General features: G+C 51.5%; 15 protein-coding genes. 10 read left to right on the forward strand and 5 right to left on the reverse strand.

All coding sequences use genetic code 11. The features are described from left to right. The first annotated feature begins 49 nt into the window (after positions 1–49). The gene (locus tag ACXAFR_RS11280; RefSeq protein ID WP_475176761.1) at positions 50–1,069 is read left to right on the forward strand and encodes an adenosine deaminase; all 1,020 of its coding nucleotides are present in this window, start codon (positions 50–52) and stop codon (positions 1,067–1,069) included. A 229-nt stretch (positions 1,070–1,298) separates the two neighbouring features. After that, the gene (locus ACXAFR_RS11285) at positions 1,299–2,402 is read left to right on the forward strand and encodes a VanZ family protein (RefSeq protein ID WP_475176763.1); all 1,104 of its coding nucleotides are present in this window, start codon (positions 1,299–1,301) and stop codon (positions 2,400–2,402) included. On the opposite strand, the gene ACXAFR_RS11290 is transcribed toward ACXAFR_RS11285, so the two are convergent. Further along, positions 2,389–4,539 (reverse strand): 4Fe-4S binding protein, encoded by a 2,151-nt coding sequence (locus ACXAFR_RS11290; RefSeq protein WP_475176766.1) that lies wholly within the window; start codon positions 4,537–4,539, stop codon positions 2,389–2,391. The two genes, ACXAFR_RS11285 and ACXAFR_RS11290, sit on opposite strands and share 14 nt — an antisense overlap. A gap of 227 nt (positions 4,540–4,766) precedes the next feature. On the opposite strand from ACXAFR_RS11290, the gene ACXAFR_RS11295 reads away from it, so the two are divergent. The 8 genes from ACXAFR_RS11295 (at position 4,767) to ACXAFR_RS11330 (ending at position 17,354) form a co-directional block, all read left to right on the forward strand. After that, the gene (locus tag ACXAFR_RS11295; RefSeq protein ID WP_475176768.1) at positions 4,767–7,259 is read left to right on the forward strand and encodes a TonB-dependent receptor; all 2,493 of its coding nucleotides are present in this window, start codon (positions 4,767–4,769) and stop codon (positions 7,257–7,259) included. Between the two features lie 396 nt (positions 7,260–7,655). Continuing rightward, positions 7,656–8,780 (forward strand): porin, encoded by a 1,125-nt coding sequence (locus tag ACXAFR_RS11300; protein WP_475176770.1) that lies wholly within the window; start codon positions 7,656–7,658, stop codon positions 8,778–8,780. A gap of 34 nt (positions 8,781–8,814) precedes the next feature. Next, positions 8,815–10,332 (forward strand): acetaldehyde dehydrogenase ExaC, encoded by a 1,518-nt coding sequence (gene exaC / locus ACXAFR_RS11305; RefSeq protein WP_475176771.1) that lies wholly within the window; start codon positions 8,815–8,817, stop codon positions 10,330–10,332. A 251-nt stretch (positions 10,333–10,583) separates the two neighbouring features. After that, positions 10,584–11,588: an ABC transporter substrate-binding protein gene (locus ACXAFR_RS11310; protein WP_475176775.1), complete on the forward strand. Its 1,005-nt coding sequence runs from the start codon at positions 10,584–10,586 to the stop codon at positions 11,586–11,588. Beyond that, entirely contained in the window at positions 11,585–12,415 is an 831-nt protein-coding gene (locus tag ACXAFR_RS11315) for an ABC transporter permease (protein WP_475176777.1), read from the forward strand. Before ACXAFR_RS11310 ends, ACXAFR_RS11315 begins: the two co-directional genes overlap by 4 nt. After that, on the forward strand, positions 12,412–13,164 hold the full coding sequence (locus ACXAFR_RS11320) for an ABC transporter ATP-binding protein (RefSeq protein WP_475176780.1): 753 nt from the start codon (positions 12,412–12,414) through the stop codon (positions 13,162–13,164). The genes ACXAFR_RS11315 and ACXAFR_RS11320 overlap by 4 nt, the downstream gene beginning before the upstream one ends. A gap of 312 nt (positions 13,165–13,476) precedes the next feature. Then, positions 13,477–14,661: a nitric oxide-sensing protein NosP gene (gene nosP / locus ACXAFR_RS11325; RefSeq protein ID WP_475176783.1), complete on the forward strand. Its 1,185-nt coding sequence runs from the start codon at positions 13,477–13,479 to the stop codon at positions 14,659–14,661. A 5-nt stretch (positions 14,662–14,666) separates the two neighbouring features. Continuing rightward, positions 14,667–17,354 carry a hybrid sensor histidine kinase/response regulator gene (locus tag ACXAFR_RS11330; protein ID WP_475176787.1) on the forward strand — a complete coding sequence of 896 codons (2,688 nt, stop codon included), beginning with the start codon at positions 14,667–14,669 and terminating at the stop codon, positions 17,352–17,354. Positions 17,355–17,446: 92 nt separating this feature from the next. Here ACXAFR_RS11330 and ACXAFR_RS11335 read toward each other — a convergent pair whose 3' ends face one another. The 4 genes from ACXAFR_RS11335 to ACXAFR_RS11350 form a co-directional block, all read right to left on the reverse strand. Beyond that, entirely contained in the window at positions 17,447–18,109 is a 663-nt protein-coding gene (locus tag ACXAFR_RS11335) for a response regulator (RefSeq protein ID WP_475176789.1), read from the reverse strand. A gap of 93 nt (positions 18,110–18,202) precedes the next feature. Beyond that, positions 18,203–18,979, reverse strand: a complete 777-nt coding sequence (locus ACXAFR_RS11340) for an ABC transporter permease (protein WP_475176790.1) — start codon at positions 18,977–18,979, stop codon at positions 18,203–18,205. Then, positions 18,976–19,704 (reverse strand): ATP-binding cassette domain-containing protein, encoded by a 729-nt coding sequence (locus ACXAFR_RS11345; RefSeq protein ID WP_475176791.1) that lies wholly within the window; start codon positions 19,702–19,704, stop codon positions 18,976–18,978. Before ACXAFR_RS11345 ends, ACXAFR_RS11340 begins: the two co-directional genes overlap by 4 nt. Position 19,705: 1 nt before the next feature. After that, positions 19,706–20,665 (reverse strand): YVTN family beta-propeller repeat protein, encoded by a 960-nt coding sequence (locus ACXAFR_RS11350; protein ID WP_475176794.1) that lies wholly within the window; start codon positions 20,663–20,665, stop codon positions 19,706–19,708.

A 20,665-nucleotide genomic window follows, 5' to 3' on the forward strand; every position in this document is an offset into this window, starting at 1 on the left:
CGAGCTTTTAGTGCCGGTGTTAGCATGCAAAAAAATCGGGAGAAAAACCATGTCAGCAGCATTTGATCATTGGTTAAAGGGTATTCCAAAGTGCGAGTTGCACTTGCACATTGATGGCAGCTTACAGGCAGGCAGAATGCTGTCGCTGGCTGAGAAGAACGGCGTCAAGCTACCGTACAGTCGCATTGCTGACGTTGAAGCGGCCTATGACTTTACTGATTTACAGAGCTTTTTGGATCTCTATTATCTCGGCGCATCAGTCCTGAGAGATGAAGGCGATTTTTATTGGTTGATGCGAGATTATCTGCTTCGCTGTCACGAAGAAAATATTCGCCACGCTGAAATCATGGTGGAACCTCAGACCTACTTGCCCAATGGCGTCTCTTTGGCGGCGATGATGCAAGGATTTCGCCGGGCAATACACGAGGCGCGTCAGGATTGGGGGATATCTGTCGGGTTAATCTTGAGCTTTTTGCGCCATCTACCGGAAGAAGATGCCCTCAACGTTTTGAATCTGGCAGAGCCCTGGTACGACGATTTTGTCGCCATTGGCCTGGCCAGCTCTGAAGTGGGTAACCCGCCGCAAAAGTTTGCGCGTCTCTATGAGCGAGCCAGAGACATTGGTCTTGCTTTGACCGCCCACGCGGGAGAAGAGGGGCCGCCTTCTTATATTTGGGAGGCGTTGGATAGGTTGCAGGTCTCACGCATTGACCACGGTGTTCGCTGCATTGAGGATCGAGAACTCCTGCGTCGTTTGGTGGTAATGGGGGTTCCTTTGACCGTGTGTCCTCTCTCCAATGTGCGGCTGCGTGTGTTCGACACCATGGCCGAACACAATCTTTTACAGCTGCTGACGCTGGGGGTGAAGGTCACGGTAAATTCCGACGATCCCACCTATTTTGGCGGTTTTCTCTCGGAGAATTTCTCTGCCCTGGCGCGTGCTTTTCCTTTGTCAGGGGCGCAGGTAAAGCAACTGTTGGCCAATGCTTTTGAGGCGAGCTATCTGGCGGATAACCGCAAGCAACGACTGCTCGCTGAGCTACAGGCTTATCCCGATTTCCTACAGTAATCCTTCAGGGGGCGGATTACCTCGTTTGACAAGTGAATTCTCATTTCAGCGAAGTAACGAACCAGAAGCGCTGTCTCGCGGTCAATAGCCCCACGGTCATAATGGTGGCCTAGACTCCACCATGCCGCTGATGAGCTATTGTTTGATTATCAATGGCAGAGCTGTTTCTTTAAATTTGGCAGATGGTCTCGCTGGCAACCTCCGGCGGTGAGTCTGCACTGAGTAGTGAATGCGTCGTCCCCTGTTTTTTGTTGTTTTTTGTCTGGTTGGTGGAGTTATCGGTGCCGCCTCGTTGAGTCCACAGTTGCAACCGGGTCCTCTCGATAAGTTTTATCACACGTCGGCCTACGCACTCTGGGCGTTTGCCGCCGTTCATGTGGCGCGTCGCTCTTGGTCTCGGGTGATTGCTTTGGGCTTGATTATCGCGCTGGGTGGGGCGATTGAAGTGCTGCAGTCGATGTTTCACCGACAGATGAGTGTGGCCGATTTTCTTGCCAACTGTACCGGCGTGGCAATTGGCGGTTTTGCTGGCATCCGTTTTGTGGCGTGGAAGGTGACTCGCGAACGCTTATTGAGTCTCTGGCCGCTCGCCCTGTTGGCTACCCTTGTCGTTCCGATTATCGTCCTGATTCCTTATTTTACTGCGCGCCCCTTATCAAACTGGGATTGTAATCTGCCGTTGACGCTGGCCAGTGAGGCGGACGGGAGTAATCCCTGGCGGGGTAAGCTCGAGTGTCTGAAAATCACTGCGGGCAGTGAGGTATTAAAAGCAGATCTCGGTTCCAGTAATCCCCAGTGTGATCTCCCGGATCTGGAGGGCGCCACCGAATCCTTAAGCCTGACCCAAGGTCGCGGCTCATTTCTAAATCAGGATACCCGCGATCTCTGTCATGCAATTAAAGCGGCGGACGTCGTCCTGGTTGATGCGTGGTTCCTGCCCGATCCCACCAAGCGACGTCGACCAGCCCGGGTGTTCAGCTGGTCGGGGGCTGGTAACGACGCCAATCTCTCAATTGACCAGGTGGGCATCGGCTATTTCCCTCGCTGGCGTGGACGGGCGACTGGGTCCAGCGGCATGCTTTCCGGTATGAGACTGCGAGATTTTCCGGTGGCATGGGGGCAACCTCAGCGCATAACTCTGGAATACCGTGACGAGCAAATGCGCACCTATCTTGATGGTGAGCGTCAGGGCGTAATCGCTGACCTGGATTACGGTCTGGTGGCTATCGTAGGAAAGATGGCGCGCGTTGGCTTATTAATCGGAGGTGTTGCGGTATTGATTATCGCCCTGGCGGGTATGATGGAAGGTCGTCGCAAGCCTAAACATCCTTGACCGGTTGCAGTACAACCACGCCTGTCGATTCCTGAGATTTCCGCTTGGCGACTCGTGCCGGTGCGCACTGGTCGTCATCGCGTAAAATCACCACACATTCCAAGCATTGAATACATTCGTTGTAGTCGATTCTGCCGTCGCTGCGTATCGCATTGATGCCACAGCGGTGGCGACACAATTGGCAGGGTGAACCACATTCCTGCCGACGATCCAGCCAATTAAACAGATGGAATTTGCCGGCGATGGCCAGTCCCGCGCCAAGGGGGCACAGGTAGCGGCAGTAAAATTTGTGTATGAACAAGCCGGCACCGAGCAGTAACAGTGCGTAGAGTACAAAGGGCCAGTAACGCACGAACACCAGTGTGATTGATGTTTTAAACGGCTCGATCTCAGCCAGCTGTTCTGCCAGCCGCAAAGAGACAAACGCGGTAGCCACCAGACCGAGCAAGATGACGTATTTCAGCCAGATCAGCCGCCGGTGCCAGCGGTTGGGCACTTTAATCTGTCGAATGCGACATTTTTCTGCCACCCAAGCGACAGCCTCTTGTAGGGCTCCAAACGGACACAGCCAGCCGCAGAAGAGTCCCCTGCCAAACAGAATCAGGCTGATGGCGGTGTAGACCCACAGAATGAAGATGATTGGATCGAGCAGAAAGACATCGAGGCTGAAGCCGTTATAGATTTCCAACAGTAGGGTGTAGATATTCACCACCGACAGTTGGCCTTGGGCATAAAAGCCGATAAAAAACAACGTAAAAGCCAGGTATCCCCAACGGAACAGATGTGTGCGGCGTGAATGACGGGTGAGCCAACGTTGGCGGAAGAACATTACCGTCAGAAGGCTCAATCCGGCGACAAGCACCAGTATCTCCGCTAGACGCCGCTCCCAGATCTGCATCCACAGGGGGCGACTCGCCAGAGCATTGGCGTCAATGTCGACGGTCGTAAAGAATTCTGCCGGCAGCTGATAGGTATCGGTATAGTGCGCTGAGTCTTTGATGAGTGGATTGCGGGCGAAGATCAGGTTGAGATTGAGCTCCATCGGAGCGCTGGGATCGAAGCCAGTCTGACCATTAATCGCGAATAGCCGTACATTGGGCTCACCCTGAAAGGATGTCGGTAGGGCGTCTTCAGAGGGGTCGTAGGTATTCATATCCCTCAGCGGCAACGGTAGGCCGTTTTGCGTCAGGCCGATGCGTTGTGGCGCGGTTCCCGGACGAAAGTCATCCTCGATAAAATCCAGATAGCCCTGGGAGTAAACCGCCAATACATGCTGGCCGGGTTTTATGGCGTCCATCACTCTTTGATATTCGTCTTCGCCAAGGAAATTACGGCCGACCGTGGGCGGATTCAGATACGCGTAGAAAACGGTAATACCGTCTTCGGGATAGGTGTCTTCGTCACCTTCAAAAGGGTAGTCGTCCAGGGCCTGTCCCAGTTGTTCTTCCAGCACCGGGCCGGGAAGTTCCCAGCGTTTTATCAATCCTTGTTCTAGCAGCTGGGGCCAGCTCAGCGGGGTGAATACCTCAGGGTTCACCTCTGCCGGGGCCTGTTGTGCGAAGGCTTCCAATCGTGCTCGTGCAACTTTGAGTGCAGAGGACAGTATGGTGTCATTAATCACGATTACGGAAACGGTCGCTTTTGTCACACCATCAAAATACGTGGCGCTGTCGTCACTGCTGTCACCATGGCCGACAATGATGCGCTCTGAGACCTTGTGACCTGGATATTGGGCAATGAAATCCAGCATGGGTTGTGGTCCCAATCCATGGAGAAAGATGGGCTCGTGGTGATGCAGAACATCGATGCCGGTAATGTCTCCCTGAAGGTCCAAGCCAATCAATAAGTTGACGCGATCACCGGAAAAACCCGGTAAGTCAACATAATCGTTGCTGCGATAGGCGTATCCGAGTAATTCATTGAGTTGATAAGCTTTCCAGACGGGCGCTTCTGAGTCTGGTGTTTCGATACGGGTCGCGGTGGGGAAGAGTTTGTAAATATGCGCGTCAAGCGCGGCGTCGTCGATCTTCTCCGGAATGGTTTCCGGGGTGGCGTAACTGGGCAGAGCGAGGTTCCACAGCAGGACAACCCACAACAGCCAGTAACCGGCAACGGTTGCTGACATTCTGTACGACATAAACAGGTCTTCTTATAATTTTTGTGTCAAAAACCGATGGTAGCAAGCCTCGGTGCCGTGGCAATCAGACTCTTTGATGAGAGGCGTCATCCCTTAGGGGGAGGGAACTTTTCCCGGATTTTCGTAAGGCCGTTTTCTTTCGAAATTCCCTGGGGGATACTGCGACGGAAGATCAGTTTAAAAAAGCTGACTACATTTGAGACAAAATAATAACAAGGGAAAAGATTATGACGTCATGGTGTCCTGCTTTATGGCGAAAGTTACCACTATCGCTGTTAATCGCTGCCAATGCGGGGGTTGCGGCAGAAAATATTGAGGAAGTCCGCGTTGTTGCGCCATCACCGGTAAGGGGATTGACTCCGGATATGATGCGACTGCCATTTGCAATTCAGCGCGCGACAGCTGAGCAGTTGGATGAAAGCTTGGCGATCGATCTCACCGATTTCAGCAATTCAAAACTGGGCAGTGTTTCCATCAATTCTGCCCAGAACAATCCACTCCAACCGGATTTACAGTTTCGCGGTTTTACGGCGTCCCCGTTGTTGGGGTTACCTCAGGGCATGGCGGTTTACCAAAATGGCGCTCGGCTCAACGAACCTTTGGGGGACTCAGTGAGTTGGGATTTGATTCCCCTGTCGGCCGTCAACGAGATGACTCTTATCAGTGGCGCCAATCCCATTTTCGGGCTGAACACTCTGGGCGGCGCGATCACGCTTGAAATGAAAAACGGGTTTAATTTTCAAGGTACGCAGTTGGAGGTCTCCAGCGGTTCCTGGGATCGGCAGCGTGGCTCCCTGGAGCACGGTTGGAATAATGGTGTTTGGGGTCTGTATGTCAATCTTAACGGCATGCAGGAAGATGGCTGGCGGGATCTTTCCGAGTCGAATACCTGGGGAGGTTTGGCGACAGTCAGCTGGCGTCAGGATGACCTTTCCGCAGTCAATCTCACACTGCAAAGCGGTCGCAGTGATCTTACGGGCAACGGAGCATCGCCAACGGCATTGTTGGATATAGATCGCGCCGCAATTTTCACCGCACCGGACATTACTGAAAATGACATGCGTATGGTGACGTTGGACGGCTTTCACTTTTTTTCCGATTCTGTCCAGTTTGCCGGTTCTGCCTTCTACCGCGCTATCGATACTGATTCGTTTAACGGGGATGGCTCGGATTTGGAAGAATGTACCTTCGCCGGTGGTCAACAAGCTCTGCTGGATGAAGCGGAAGAGCAGGAGGATGCGCTGGAAGATTTGGGCATAGATCTGGATGATATTTGTGACGGCGGTGTCGATACCGTAACCAGCTTTGATGATCTCGAAGAATTGATTGAGGCCAGAGCCGAAGCGGCGGGGCTTGATCCAGAGGAATTCGAGCTGGAGGACATCAGTCAGGATCTGCCAGCCGGCGCTGAGTGGTCTGATGAGGCCATTAATAACATCAGCTCACGGGATCAGGAAAGCTATGGTTTTGATTCACAAGTTACCTTTCTGAATGAGCTCTTTGGCTATGACAACAGTTTGGTCGTCGGTATCGGATATTTAAAAGGGGAAAGTGATTTTACCTCGGTTACCGAACTGTCGGATATTGATCCAGTAACACGCAGCACCGCAGGCTTGGGAACCGGAACTTTCTTGGATGATCAAGCGGTTGAAGTTGCGACAGAAAATGAAACCAGCAGCCTGTACATTGCGGATACCCTGCGCTTGAGCGATGCTTTAACCATGACAATAGCGGGCCGCTTTAATCGCACGGACGTTACCTTACGAGATCAATCTGGAGAGCGTCCTGAGTTGAACGGTGATCACCGCTTTAGCCGTTTTAATCCCTCTGTCGGATTAAACTATCAGGCGGCCAGTGAGCAGTTCTACTACGCGTCCTACAGTGAGTCTTCCCGAGCGCCGACACCCATTGAGCTCTCGTGCAATGAGGGCGTTTTTGAAGTGGCCCGGCAATTTGCTGAGGCGCGTGGTGATGATCCGGATGATATCGACTTTGAATGTCGATTACCCAACGCCTTTCTTGCCGACCCGCCGCTGCAACAGGTGGTGGCGAAAAGTTTTGAAGTCGGCACTCGAGGTGTGTGGAAATCCATGAATTATACCCTGGGCGGCTTCGTGACGCGTAATCGCGACGATATTCTGTTTCAGTCCACCGGTCGCTCGACGGGACTTTTTGCCAACGTTGATGCAACCAAGCGCCAGGGGATTGAGTTTTCACTGGCGGGGGATGTCGGCGCGCTGGATTGGTCTCTGCATTACGCATGGGTTGATGCCACCTTCGATTCATCTCTCGCCGTCTTAAGTCCGAACCATCCCGACGCCGACGATGCGGGAGAAATCCAAGTTAGTAAGGGAGACCGTATACCCGGTATTCCAGACCATCAATTGAAGTTTTCCACAGGTTACCGATTCACCGATGCGCTTTATGCGTCCATTGATATTCTGGCAAATTCCAGTCAGGTTCTACGCGGAGATGAAAGTAATCAAATGGATGAAGTTGATGGGTACGGCATCGTGGATCTCAATGCCTGGTATCAGCTGACTGAGCAATTATCGATTTTTTTACAGGTGGATAATGTCTTTGATACCGAGTACGAGAACTTTGGTTTGCTGGGAGAAGATCCTGGCGAGGCTATTGACGCTCTAGAAGGGACGTCTCCGGTGTTTCTTGGTGCCGGCGCGCCCAGAGGCGCGTGGGTGGGCGTGAAGCTACGCTTCTAGTGTGTTAATTCTGCCCAAAAATTCGCCGTTGGTTCGGCGGATTTTGGGCGGTTGATACGATAAGTAATGTCTGCGCAGGTTGGTATTGGCCGCAGCGGAACTTACCAAATTCCCTCTCTTTTTGTCCTTCGTTGGTAGTACTTCTTAAGGTGTAAAAAATCTTCGGCCAAAGAAGTAGTCTGAAACCATAGAACGAATACTGTTACCTGAAGATCCCGGCCAGCATACTGCCATGCAGAGTGGGCCGGGCCGGAATAAAATTCACTGGACGCCGTGAAACCAGATGAATTCCGTCACTAGAGCCTCTCGACATCTAACAATAATCAAATGAAAAATAGAGGGCAAATAATGACTATAAGCACCTGCAGAGTATCGGTTTCCGGATTATTTTTGGCCATGTCAGCCAGTCTTCCGGCAAGCGCAGCGATTACTCTATACGACCAGGAAGACACCACGTTTTCCGTCGACGGTTCTTTCAATACCTTTTACGTTCAGAGTGATTCCGATAACGAAATTTTAGGAACCGATCGCTCCCAGGCTCGCGTAAAAATGGGTTTCCTACCCAACTGGATTGGATTTAACTTTGGTAAGCAGGTGGGAGACCTAAAACTGGGTGGTCGTTCCTCTTTTTGGGTCACCATTAACGATAGTGATACCAATCTGACCAGCACGGGTATTGATGTTCGTCAGTTCTACGGGACTGTCGATGCCGACTGGGGTCAGGTTCTTATTGGTAAAGATTTTACGCTCTTTAGTCGCAGCAATATTTTTCTTGATGAAATGTTGATGGGTTATGGGAACGTCAATGATACGCTCGGATTGATCGATGGCCAGGGCGTATCTTTCGGTAATATTGGCACGGGTTATTTTTACCCTTTCCCGCATGCCCAGATTACGTATCGCTCCCCGGATATGGGTGGCTTTAAAGTCGCACTGGGTATCGTCGATCCGGGCAACACGGCGCCAACGGATAGAGGCACTGGTCGTACCAGCGAAGAAAGTCTGCCTCGTTTTGAAGGTGAATTCACCTACAGTACTGAATACGATGGTGGTTCAGTGACCGCATGGTTGGGCTTCCTATCACAGGAAACCGACAGTGAGGTCGATGGCACAATTGAGTCCAACGGCTTGTCCTATGGCGCTCAAGTTAAATTTGGTGGTTTGTCTCTGCACGCATCTGGTGTGACTGGTGAGGGTTTAGGCTTTCTGTTGGGAGCCGGTACCGATGCTGGGCTGGGGCTGACTAACCTGATCGTTGAAAATGGCGATGAAGTGGATACCGATGGCTATCTGTTTCAAGGATCTTACACTTTTGGTAAGTCCCGTTTGGTTGCCTCTTACGGTGAAACCGAAGTCGATACCGCCGCAGAGTGGACCATGGAAGCAACGCAATTTGCATGGTTCTATAACTTTAACGATAACCTCACTTTAGTCGCGGAGTACGATGGTAATGAACTTTCCATCGGCTCAGCGACCGAAGACACAGATACAATCGGCCTTGGTCTGATTGTTAATTTTTAAGACCAAATAAATTCCAGACACATGGAGTCATAAGATGATTTACGCATTTCCAGGTGAGGCAGACTCACTGTTTAGTTTCAAGTCCCGTTACGAGAACTTTATCGGTGGCGAGTGGGTCGCCCCGGTTGGGGGAAATTACTTCTCAAACATTTCGCCGGTCGACAGCCGCGTTCTGTGTGAAATCCCTCGCTCAACTCATGAAGATATCGAGTTGGCGTTGGATGCCGCCCACAAAGCGAAAGATGCGTGGGGCAAAACGTCGGTAGCAGAACGCTCCAACGTACTGCTGAAGATCGCCGACCGAATTGAGCAGAACCTGGAAATTCTGGCGGTCGCAGAGACCTGTGACAACGGTAAAGCCGTTCGTGAAACACTGGCCGCTGACGTGCCGCTGGCCGTAGATCATTTTCGTTATTTCGCAGGCTGTATTCGTGCACAAGAAGGCACCATGGCGGAAATCGACGAGCACACTGTGGCGTATCATATCCATGAGCCCCTCGGTGTGGTCGGTCAGATCATTCCCTGGAACTTCCCGCTGTTGATGGCGGCTTGGAAGCTGGCTCCTGCGTTGGCTGCGGGTAACTGTACGGTTCTCAAGCCAGCCGAGCAGACTCCGGTTTCCATTCTGATTTTGATGGAAATCATCGGTGATCTGTTGCCACCTGGCGTGATTAACGTCGTCAACGGTTATGGTGCTGAAGCCGGTCAGGCTCTGGCAACCAGTCAGCGTATCTCCAAGCTGGCATTCACCGGTTCTACCCCTGTCGGTATTCACATCCTTAAGTGCGCTGCAGAAAACCTGATTCCTTCAACCGTAGAATTGGGTGGCAAATCGCCAAACATCTACTTCGAAGATGTTATGAAGCAGGAAGACGAGTTCCTGAGCAAAGCGGTAGAGGGTACGGTGCTGGCCTTCTTCAACCAGGGTGAAGTTTGTACCTGTCCTTCCCGTGCGCTGGTACAGGAAAGCATGTACGACGAGTTTATTTCTCTGGTTGTCGCGAGAACCCGTAGCATCAAGCGTGGTAATCCGCTGGATACCGATACTCAAGTGGGTGCTCAGGCGTCTTCTGAACAGTATGAAAAAATCCTTAGCTACCTGGAAATTGGTAAGCAGGAAGGCGCAGAAGTTCTTACCGGTGGTGGCCCAGCCAGCATTGAAGGTTTGAGCGGCGGTTTCTACATCGAGCCGACTCTGTTCCGTGGCAACAACAAGCTGCGCGTGTTCCAGGAAGAGATTTTTGGACCTGTTGTCGGTGTTACCACCTTTAAAGACGAAGCCGAAGCTTTGGAAATCGCCAATGACACCATGTTTGGTTTGGGCGCCGGTGTTTGGACACGCGACATGAACCGCGCTTATCGCATGGGTCGCTCTATCCAGGCGGGTCGTGTTTGGACTAACTGTTACCACCATTACCCAGCTCACGCGGCATTTGGTGGATACAAGAAGTCTGGTATCGGCCGCGAAACTCACAAGGTTGCTCTCGATCACTACCAGCAGACCAAAAACCTGCTGGTCAGTTACGACATCAATCCCCTGGGTTTCTTCTAAGACGCCTTCTGATTTTATTAGCCAACCGCTTCGGCTCTCCCTCTGAGGAGAGTCGCTTACGCCGATCCTGTCACTGTGCTGGCAGGGTCGGCTTTTTATTTGTGCCAGGATAACTCCGGTTTATTTTTAGGGGGCCCTTTGCCAATTGGGTTAAATCCGCGCATTTCGTTGCATGTCCTGCTAAAGTAGCATTCTCGATGACACTTGCGGCCGTTAGCATGCCGATACAATAAGATTATAAGAGATGTCCGATGTTACCCACGATTACGCCACTGGCTGTGTGGCGCTGGTTTCTGGTTCTGATGCTGCTGCCTTTCTCTGTGCAAGGGAAAGACTCTTCTGACACTCTGCGGGTCGGCGTTCTGGAATTTGGGACGGTACGCTGGGAGCTGGATGTCATTGAGCGGCACAAGCTTGCTTCCAAGTACAAACTCAAGGTAAACGTTGTTCCGCTGGCGTCGAATCAGGCGACTCTCACCGCGTTACAATCTGGCAGTGTTGACGTCATCGTAGGAGACTGGATATGGGCCGCTCGACAACGTGAATTCGGGCGCCAATATCGCTTCTATCCGTATTCGACGATGGCGGCATCCGTCATTGTAACCCCGGAAAGTGGCATCAAAACCTTTACTGATCTGCGGCAAAAGCGGATTGGTATTGCCGGTGGTCCGGTAAACAAAAGCTGGATTCTCTATCGGGCCTACGCCCGTAAAGTCCATAACATGGATTTAATTCGCGAAAGCTCCGTTAAGTTGGCGGCACCGCCGATTCTCAATCAATTACTTCTCAATCATGACTTGGATGCCGTTATTAATTTCTGGCATTTTTCGTCGCGCCTGGAAGCTGCGGGTATGCCTGAATTGGTGAATATGTCAGAGCTCCTAACGTCGCTGGATGTCGACCCGCAAGTGCCTTTGTTGGGTTGGCTGTTTAAGAGTGAATGGGCGCAGGTGAATGAAGATATGCTGACACGTTTTCTTCAGTTGTCCTATGAAGCCCGAGATTTGATGAAGACTTCTGATGTTGAATGGCAGCAGATTACACCTGTACTGAAGGAGGGCAATGCCGGATTGCAGGCCCGTTTACGAGACGCATATCGACAGGGAATACCGGCACGTTTTGGCGATCACGAGATTGCCGAGACGCAGAAACTTTTTCGAATTCTCAGAGCTGAAGCGGGATCCGATTTAGCCGGGCAGTTGGAAGTATTGCCTGATGATCTCTTCTGGCGGAGCAAGGTGTTGTCTGGCGAATGAATCATCAACAGGCTGCCGTATCGTCGATGGATGCTCCTCAGCGCTGGTGGCAGCGACTTAAACTAAAGGTCCTACACGGACGCTTCCTGCCGCGAGTGCTGTCCATTGTGGTGCTGGTTGTCGCCTGGCATCTGTCGGTTGTTATTTGGCAACCGCAGCTGTTGCCTTATCCCCTCGAGGTTATGCAGACGTTCTGGCAGGAGCTGGGCAGTGGTGAATTGCCCTACCATCTCGGTATCACGCTGCAACGAGTGGCCATCGCGTTTTCGCTCGCGCTGACGTTGGGGTTAGCCTTGGGGCTGGCCATGGGCCATTTCCGGCAGCTTGACCTTTGGTTGGATGCAACGCTAACGCTGCTTCTGAACATTCCCGCACTGGTCACCATTGTGCTGTGTTTAATGTGGCTAGGGTTAAATGAAGTGGCGGCGGTTACGGCCGTGGTTATTAACAAGTTGCCAAACATGGCCATTGTTTTCCGTGAGGGAGCAAAGACTGTTGATCGGGATTTATTGGAAGTCGCCAAGGTGTATCGATTGCCTTGGTGGAGAACAGTGCGGCGCATCTATCTACCGCAGCTGTATCCGTTTTTTCTGGCGGCAACCCGCACCGGTCTCGCCTTGGTTTGGAAGATTGTTTTGGTCGTTGAGTTACTCGGCTGCAGTGATGGCGTTGGTTTTAAAATCAGTGTGTTTTTCCAGCTCTTCGACATTGTCAGCATACTCGCCTATACCTTTGCGTTTGTCGTGGTGATCTTTCTGGTTGAAGGCGCTGTTCTGAGACCGTGGGAAAAACATATGCAGCGCTGGCAAAAAGGTGGCATCGAGTGACGTCATCTTCGCTTTTAACCGTTGATATTCACAGCAAGTCTTTCGGCCCAGGACGCGATGTCATCAAAGACCTACAACTGAGTATGCACGTCGGTGAGAGAGTGGCTCTGGTCGGTCCTTCCGGCGCGGGTAAAAGTACGCTGTTGAATCTGATTGCGGGCTTGGATGGTGGTTTTGATGGTGAGGTATGTGTCGATGGCGTTGCTCCGACACAGCCGCAGCGGCCGTCGATATCCATGCTGTTTCAGGATCCGCGGTTGATGCCTTGGCTCACGGCTCTGGAAAATTTGGCGCTGGTGGCTGAACAGGAGCATGTAACCGAAGCCATGGCGGCACTTCTTGACAGTGTCGGCCTGAAGGGGTTTCACCAACACTATCCGGCACAACTCTCGGGGGGAATGAAAAAACGTGTGGCCTTGGCGAGAGCCTTTGTTCCCCAGCCGAGACTGCTGTTGATGGATGAACCTTTTGCGTCGCTCGATGCGCCTTTGGCAAAAGAACTTCGGCAATTGGTGGTGAGCCTGTGTGAGGAGAAGGCGACCACCTTATTGTGCGTCACTCATGATCTACAGGAGGCTTTCGTCATTGCCGATCGCATCGTTTTTCTGAGTGCGGATCCGATGAGTATACTGTTGGATGTGACGGTGGAAGAATGGTTACGCACAGCAGGCGCATCTCGCGAAACCGGAGCTGTGTCATTATTAGAGCGTTTTCCTTTGTTACTGCAAGGCCGACTGGGTGACACGTAAACATGCCGTTGTCATTTTTTACCTCATGCAAGCATTGGTGCTGGTTACGTGGTGCAGATCTCTTCGTAGTTACGGCTATAATTATTATAAAAATCATCGGCATAGCGGCGACATAAATAGTGAAAGTGAGTTTGCCGTTGGCGGGTTTTTAACCTTTAAAAAGGCTGTCGTGTTTTTTGTCTTCTAAATTACCGTCTTCGGCGCCACTATGGTTATAATCGGCCCCGTTATACTTTGGCCTTAGGGCTGGGGACCAGAAGTAGTAGGTCTCTTCGACAATAACGATATCAGCGCATCATCGAGGGTTGGTCGATGAATATGGATCTTAAGCGAATCTGGACGCCGGATTCTCTGGCGACAGCGTCGGATTCCGGGCACATTCTTCGCGCAGGTTCGGAAAATCCCGATCCTAGTTTGGCTGCCAGAGAAATTTACGCCGGCCTGGAAGGGCACGAGGCGGCGTGTATTGTATTTTACTGCAGTGCTGACTATCGCCTGGATATTCTGTCTGAGGAGCTATCCCAGCTTTTTGGCGATGTGCGGTTGGTGGGTTGCACCACTGCGGGCGAGATAACGCCTCTCGGTTATCGTAAGAATGCCATTTCCGCGTTCAGTCTGCCTCGCAGTCATTTTGCCGTAGAAACGGTACTGATTGAGAATCTCGCCAGCTTCAGCGAGGAAGATACTCAAAATGTTGTCAGTGCTACGCTGGGGCGCCTGCAGGCGAAAGCGCTGGCGCCCATCAGTGGCAACAGTTTTGCGCTCTCGATGCTCGACGGTTTGTCGATTCGGGAAGAATTAATCCTCAATGCACTGAGCCTCAGCCTGCAGGAAGTGCCGCTGGTTGGAGGCTCCGCCGGTGACAATCTGCATTTTCAAGACACGCGAATCTTCTACGACGGCGAGTTTCGTACGCGTTCAGCGGTATTAGTCCTCGTCAATACCCTATGCCCATTTCGGGTATTCAGTGTGCACCATCTGATGCCTCAGACAGAAAAGTTGGTCGTGACCAGCGCGTCGCCGTATGAAAGGGTCGTCCATGAGTTTAACGCCGAGCCGGCGGCGCTGGAATATTGCCGGGTAACAGGGTTGTCGATTGATGATCTGGTGCCGGAAACCTTTGCCCTGCACCCTCTGGCGGTGCAGTTGAGCGATGAGACCTACGTGCGCTCTGTGCAAAAAGTGAATGATGATCTAAGTCTCACCTTCTTTTGTGCCATCGATTTGGGCGTAGTCTTGACCCATATGCGGTCGGGCGGCTTGTTATCGCAAACTCGCGCCATGCTGGAAGATTTCACCGCAGAGATCGGCGCGCCGCAATTGATCATCGGTTTCGATTGCATTCACCGGCGTTGCGAAATAGAACATTTGGACATTGCTGAGCCAATGTCTGAGCTTTATGCCGAGCACAAGGTTGTCGGGTTCAATACTTATGGAGAGCAGGTTGACGGCATGCATCTGAATCACACCTTTACCGGTGTGGTCATCGGGCAATAACCGCGATGTCAGATTTCGACGACCGCTTTCAGGATATGCCGGCAATTCCGCGCTTTTCTGACGAAACCTCCATCAGCAAGCTGCAGGCTCAAGTGGAAGCTCTGCAGTACGAAAACAGTAAACTGCGTAAAACCAACGCGGTGTTAATTCAACGCGTTGAAATGGGGTGGGGCAATCACTCAGGTGCCTATCGATCCTTTGAAAGTGCCGCGCTGCTCGCTGACAAAGTCAAAGAGCGAACTCGCCAGTTGCAGAACACGCTTAAGCGTTTGGAAGAAGCCAATCAGGAACTTGCTTTAGCCCAGGGCAGTTCTGAACATTCCCGGCAGATGTTGTTGGATGCGATTGAAAGTATTCCAGAATCTTTCGTCATGTTCGATGCGGAACGCCGTCTGGTGATGGCGAATAGCGGCTTTCTGGAGTTCTGGGAAGAGGCTGGCGTGGCGATTGAATTCGGTGTCACTCGATTTGCCGACATACAAAAACAGGCCGTACGTCTCGGGCTTATCGATACCAGTATTCGATTGCGTGAAGTGGCGTCGCAGGCGAATCGGGATACGAACGAAGTCATCCTGCGACTCTCCAATGATCGCTGGATTCAGATGTCAGAGCATGCCACCGCCGAAGGTGGACTGGTCGTCATTTACACCGACATTACCTCGGTAAAAGAAGGTGAGGAGCTTCGTCATGAGCGGGCTCTGGCAGAGCAGGCGAGGCTGCTACAGTCGACACTCGAAAATATGTCCCACGGGGTGGCTTTGGTCAATAGCGATCACGTGTTGGAGGCTTGGAACCGGCGCTTTTTGGAGTTGTGTGAGCTGGAACGGGACGATGTTGTGCGCGGCATGGATTTTCCGGCATTGCTTCAAAAAACCGAATTGGACTATATTCCTCGGCCAGAACTCAACGAACCGTTACAGCCCGGAGAGATGATCTTCGTTGGCGAGCGCACACTGCAAAGCGGTCGCGTGTTAATGATCCGTCGTCACGCCATTCCCGGAGGCGGCTATCTCGATACCTATGCGGACATTACATCACGGTTTCGCAACGAAGAGGCGCTGCGAGAAAGCGAGCGGCGCATACGTCTGATCACGGATGCCCTTCCGGCGATGATTTCTTACGTCAACCGAGAGCTTTGCTACGAATTTGTTAACAAGTCCTTTGAAGACTGGTATTGCAAGCCTCGCGAGCAAATTTCCGGACAGTCTTTACACGACATGCTGGGCGAGCAAAGTTATCAACTTCATAGACCTTATATTGAAGGTGCACTCGCAGGGCACACCGTTAATTTCGAGGTATCTCAATCCAGTGGCGATCGTCGCAATCGAGATTTTCGCAAGACGTTTATCCCGCATTTTGGTGCTGATCGGGGCGTATTGGGCTTCTTTGCTTTAGAGCAAGACATCACCGAGCAACGTCGCACTGCGCAGGCATTACAGCAAGCCTATGAATACATGGAGCAGCGGGTCAACGAACGGACTCGGGAGATTTCATCAATCAATTTGCAGTTGCGTAAAGAGATTGAAGAGCGGCAATTGGCAGAAGCCGGGCTCATTGAAGCCAAAAAAGCAGCGGACCGCGCCAATGAATCCAAGACTCGCTTTCTTGCCGCCGCCAGCCATGATTTATTGCAGCCGATGAATGCCGCTCGGCTGTTTGTAACGGCACTAAAAGACCAATCCTTGTGTTCTGAGGCAGACCACCTGGTAAATTCACTGGGCTATTCGCTTGAAAATGTGGAATCGCTGATCAGCTCGCTGGTGGATATTTCCAAATTGGAAGCGGGTGTTGTCGAAGCGGTAAAAGAGAATTTTCATCTGGGTGATTTATTGCATCGCCTGGTTACTGAATTTAAACCCCAGGCACAAAAGGCAGGACTATCGCTGGATTTTGTGAACTGCCAGGCAATTGTCTATTCCGACAGCCAGCTGCTGGCGAGAATATTACGAAATCTGCTGACGAATGCCGTCCGCTATACCCAGAAAGGTCGTTTATTGCTGGGTTGTCGCCGTCGTATTTCGGGCATTGAGGTTCAAATTTGGGATACCGGTATTGGAATTCCCTCTGACAAGCTCGGTGAGATTTTTCAGGAATTTAGCCGCATTGACGCGCGCCAAAAACGCAGCGATAAAGGCTTGGGATTGGGGTTGGCCATCGTCGACCGAATTTCACGAGTGTTGGGGCATACTACCCAGGTTCAATCTTGGATCGGCAAGGGGTCTTGTTTTTCCGTTACCTTGCCCTACGGTCGCGAAGTCAAGCCGCAAACAACGGAATCTGTGCCGCTGGATATTCTGGGACAACCCTTGCGCAATTCCAGAATTTTGGTCGTCGACAATGACCCGGACATCTGCGACGGCATGCGTGCCTTGCTGAGTAATTGGGATTGTGACGTACTGACGCTGGAGACCTTAGAGCAGTTACAACAGGACGACGAGTTACTGGAGTTTGATCCACAATTGGTGATCGCTGATTATCATTTGGATGACGGTGATACCGGACTGGATGCTATCGGAATCATCAACGAGCGACTGGAGCGGCGCATTCCGGTGGTGTTAATTACCGCAAATTATACGAATGAGTTGCGCCAAATTGCCCGTGACGCGGGCTATCAGTTGATGAATAAACCGGTAAAACCGCTCAAGCTCAAAGTGCTGCTATCGAATATTCTCACCAGTGGCCATGTTTCTTAGCGAGACTGACCTCTGGCGGTGATTGATTCCAACGCGGGCCGTTGATTTTCGTTTTCGAGGCAGAGGCCACGTAGATAAAAATCAATAGGCTGTTAGCGGTGGATATAATCGTTGAAATCCACATTGGACGCGCAGAGTACGGCTTGAATTCGGTTGTGAACTTTCAAGCGTCGTAAGATTGCCGAGACATGAGATTTCACCGTGGTCTCCGCAATGTTAAGTTCGTAAGCGATCTTTTTATTGGATTCCCCTTTTGCCATACGTTCGAACACCAACAGTTGTCTGCGGCTCAAGGATGCGATGAGTTTTGGATCAATTTGCGGATCGCGACTTTCACTTTTAGGCGCATCTTCAGAACTACGAATAACATCCGGCGGAAGGTAAACTTGTCCGCTGATGATCAGCCTAAGTGCGTTGGCAATTTCTTCACTGGACGACGACTTGGTAATGAACCCCACCGCGCCATAGGTCATCGCTTGCAGCACAGTGCTTTTGTTTTCCTCAGCGGATACAACGACAACCGGTATGTCGGGAAAACTGTTGCGAAGCTTGACAATACCATTCAGCCCATCCATGCCAGGCATATTGAGATCTAACAAGATCAAATCGAGATCTGAATCCTGTTCAACCAGGGCTATGGTTCCTTCCAGGTCCTCGGTGGCCAAAGTTTCAACATCGGAAAAATGTTTTTCCAAAACGTTGGTTATGGCGTCGCGAAACAGCGGGTGATCGTCGGCAATTAAGATTTTTTGCATGGCTCTATCATTTTGTTATAGGAATGAACAACAGGTGTCTTACACTGGGTAGGACACGACTCTAAAGTCGCTGCCGAGTTTCGGCAAACAGTTTCAGCGGCGCGTTTCATAGGCGATTATAGCTCCAATTAAAATGACCGCTGAACATCCCGCCGTGACAAGCAGAGCCTGTCCGTTGACCGACTCGTACAGGGCAAAGCGAATAAGCTCTACCGCATGGGTAAATGGATTTACTGCACTGATGTAATACAGGAGTTCACTGGATTCTCGCATTCTCCACAAGGGATAGAGTGCGGAGCTGAGAAAAAACATCGGAAACACCACGAAGTTCATCACTCCGGCAAAGTTCTCCAGTTGTCGTATCAGCGACGACAAGAGCAACCCCAGGGACGTCAATAGAATCGACGCCAGTAGTGCCGCAGGCAGTACCCAGACATAGCCCATTGCTGGGACTCGAATATCAAAGCAGGCGGCGATGGCGAGAAAGGCGTAGACCTGCAATAACGCAATGATAGAGCTCGCTACCAACTTACAAAGCAATAGATAGGGTCGTGGTAGAGGGCTGGTCAAAAGCACTTTCATGCTGCCCATTTCCCGATCGTAGACCATGGACAAAGAACTTTGCATGCCGCTGAACAGCAGAATAATACCCACTAGCCCCGGTACGATATAGACCTCATACGTAATGTAGGTTTCGTAGGGTGGGATAATGGCAATACCTAGAGCAGCACGGAATCCTGCGGCGAAGACAAGTAGCCACAGCAGTGGACGAATAAGGGCACTGATGAAGCGTGAGCGCTGTTGTAAAAATCGCCAGAACTCCCGTTGCAAAATGCCGATGAAGCTATAGAGAGCTTCTTTAAACGTCATTTTGCACCTCCTGTGCAGCGCACAAAGAGTTCCTTAATCGAGTCGCATTCATGACGAGCTAACAATTCGGAGCAAGCGCCTTTGGCCTCGACCTGTCCCCGATGAAGAATCACCAGGGGATCATGCAAGCTGACTTCGTCGATCAAATGGGTCGTCCAAAGCACGGCAGTTTGGCGTTGTTGACAGAGTTCGCGAACATGGGACAGCAGCAGCTCCCGGCTTTCCATATCCAGGCCCGCGGTGGCTTCATCGAGCAATAACAATTGCGGTTTGTGAAGTAGGGCGCGGGCAATCTCCACCCGTCGCTTATGGCCGCCGTTGAGTTTTCTCACGCGTGTATCAATGGCTTCCGGCAGTTGCAGGCGGGTTAGTTCGGCCTCTATGACAGGTCGTGCTTGCCGCGAGCTGATGCCGTGAAGGGCTGCATGGTAATAGAGGTTTTGGGCGACGGTAAGATCCGGATCCAGCGTCGTTTGTTGAAAGACAATTCCCACCTGTTTCAAAACATGTTCACGATGATTGCGGATTGATAATCCGTCGATGGTGATGTCGCCCTGTTGTAATCGCAGCAGTCGTGTCATCAGCGCAAACAGTGTGCTTTTGCCCGCACCGTTGGGACCCAAGAGTGCCAGAAATTGGCCGGGCAACAAGCTGAAATCCACACTTTTCAGGGCGTCTTTCCCCGGATATTTATGGGCAACATTTTCGACAGTTAGCGCAGTCATATCACTGTTTTACCGCTAAGCCCCAAGGGTAGCGCCCGACCCGAATGGTTTTCGTGACTTTCAGGGCGTCAACATCGATAACAGACACGTCGCCGCTGATTCCGTTGGTTGTTAACAGCAGGGTTTGGTCACCATTAAACGACAGGTGCCAGACCCTACGTCCGACCAAAAGATATTTCTCAACTTTATAGGTCTTTGCGTTAACGACGGCGACATGATTCGCCGGCCCCAGTGCAATAAAGGCATAGCGACCATCTTCGCTGAGTTGAATGCCGACAGGCTGAATTTTGTCCCGATGAATGCCAGGGATCTTGAATTCAATCTTGTGCTGGATTTGTCGGGTGGCTGTGTCGATGATGCTGACGGTGCCGCCGATTTCCGAACTCGCCCAGAGCTGTGAGCCATCTTTGGTAAATTCGACATGCCTGGGTCTCTGATCGACCAGTGTGTTGTCGACCAATTCATAACTGTCGCTGTCGATCCAGTGCAGCATGCTGGTGGTTTCAGATGTGTTAATGATCCACTTGCCATCTGGGCTGGCCGCCATGCCTTCTGGTTCAACACCCACATCTATCTGTGCTTCTACCTCGTGGCTCTGAGTGTTCACGACCGTGACGATGTCATCGTCTTCGTTGGCGATATAGAGAAACTTGTCGTCGGGGGAGAGTGCGAACTGCTCGGGATCTTCACCGGAAGGCAGGCTGTAGAGTATTTTATGGGTTTTGGTATCCATCACCTGTACCGCATCAGAATCACTGGCGCAGATATACAACAGACTCTGATCTGAATTTAACGTGATGCCACGTGGTCGCATACCTACGCTGATCGTATCAGTGACCTCCAGGCTGTCGAGGTCAATAACCGATAGTGTGTCGTCCTTTTCATTGGAAATATAAACAATCTCGGCCAGTGCGGAAGGGGTGGCGCACAACATCGCCGCAAACAATAGAGCAGGTTTCAT

This window comes from Pseudomaricurvus sp. ABR4_320, from assembly GCF_056159445.1.